Consider the following 1,273-nt stretch of genomic DNA (forward strand, 5'->3'; position numbering starts at 1 on the left):
TGTATGTACCGGAGACATGGTGGACAGGTGTTCGGAGACATGGTGGACACTTTTTAATAGACACATTGTTCATCGCGAAGGAGATGGCCTGTGTCTTGGGAAGAGGTGTCCACCGTGCAGCTTCGTACAGAATTCGTGCTTTTGGCTCGGCAGGAAGGGGCCAATATTCGGCAGCTTTGCCGCCGATTCAATATCAGCCCAAGCACTGCCTACAAATGGCTCAAGAGGTTTGAAACCTCAGGTGCAGAGGGATTGATCAAGCAGTCTCGACGACCAAAGACGTCACCCAAACGCTGCGCTGACGAGGTTGAACAGCAAATTCTAACCGTGAGTCAGGAGTACGCGGCTTGGGGCGCTCGCAAGCTCAAGCGCGCGTTAGAGGATGAAGGCGCAGTGATGCCGTCTGTCAGTACCGTGCATGCGGTTTTACAGCGTCATTCGCGCGTTGATCCAAAGGCCGCTGAGATCAAACCGTTTATCCGGTTCGAGCATGAAGCGCCCAACGATCTTTGGCAGATGGACTTCAAGGGACATATCAGCCTGGCTCAGGGGCGTTGCCATCCGTTGACGATATTGGACGATCATTCACGGTTTTCGCTGTGCATCGCGGCATGCATCAATGAGCAGCGCCAAACCGTTCAGGAGCATCTAGTCCGGACCTTTCGGCGCTTCGGCCTGCCTTTACGCATGACGATGGACAACGGTTCGCCATGGGGTGATCAGACAGGCGTTTATACCGCACTGGAGGTCTGGCTGATGAGCCAAGGCATCAAGGTCGGCCACTCTCGTCCTTATCATCCGCAAACCCAAGGAAAGCTGGAGCGCTTCCACCGCAGCCTGAAAAATGAAGTCCTGCGAGACCGGCATTTTATCGATCTCAACGACGCGCAACGGGCGTTTGATATCTGGCGTGATATCTATAACCAGAAGCGCCCGCATCAAGCGCTGGACATGCAGGTTCCTGCTACTCGTTACAGCAGCAGCCCACGGGAATATCAGGAGCAACCTGCGGCCCCGGAGTACGACGAGGGTGATGTGGTCAGAAAGGTTCAGGTGAAAGGCGAGATTTACTGGGGGAATCGTGAATACACGGTCGGAAAGGCTTTTTACGGAAGATCAGTAGCTATCCGGGAAACGACGGAGGACGGCATCCACGATGTCTACTGGAGTAGACATCGTATCGCCCGAATCGACTTGAACTTGCAGATCGTGACGGCAGGTAAGAAGATCTAAAACCGTCCACCATGTCTCCGAACATGTGTCCACCATGTCT

General features: G+C 54.0%; 1 protein-coding gene. It reads left to right on the forward strand.

The features are described 5' to 3' along the window. Nucleotides 1-90 precede the first annotated feature (90 nt). Complete coding sequence (locus CKW26_RS29245; RefSeq protein ID WP_095051127.1) at nt 91-1,233, forward strand: IS481 family transposase; 1,143 nt, start codon at nt 91-93, stop codon at nt 1,231-1,233. The last annotated feature ends 40 nt before the right edge of the window (nt 1,234-1,273 follow it).

The organism is Pseudomonas sp. Irchel s3h9, from assembly GCF_900187475.1.
Taxonomy (GTDB): domain Bacteria; phylum Pseudomonadota; class Gammaproteobacteria; order Pseudomonadales; family Pseudomonadaceae; genus Aquipseudomonas; species Aquipseudomonas neuropathica.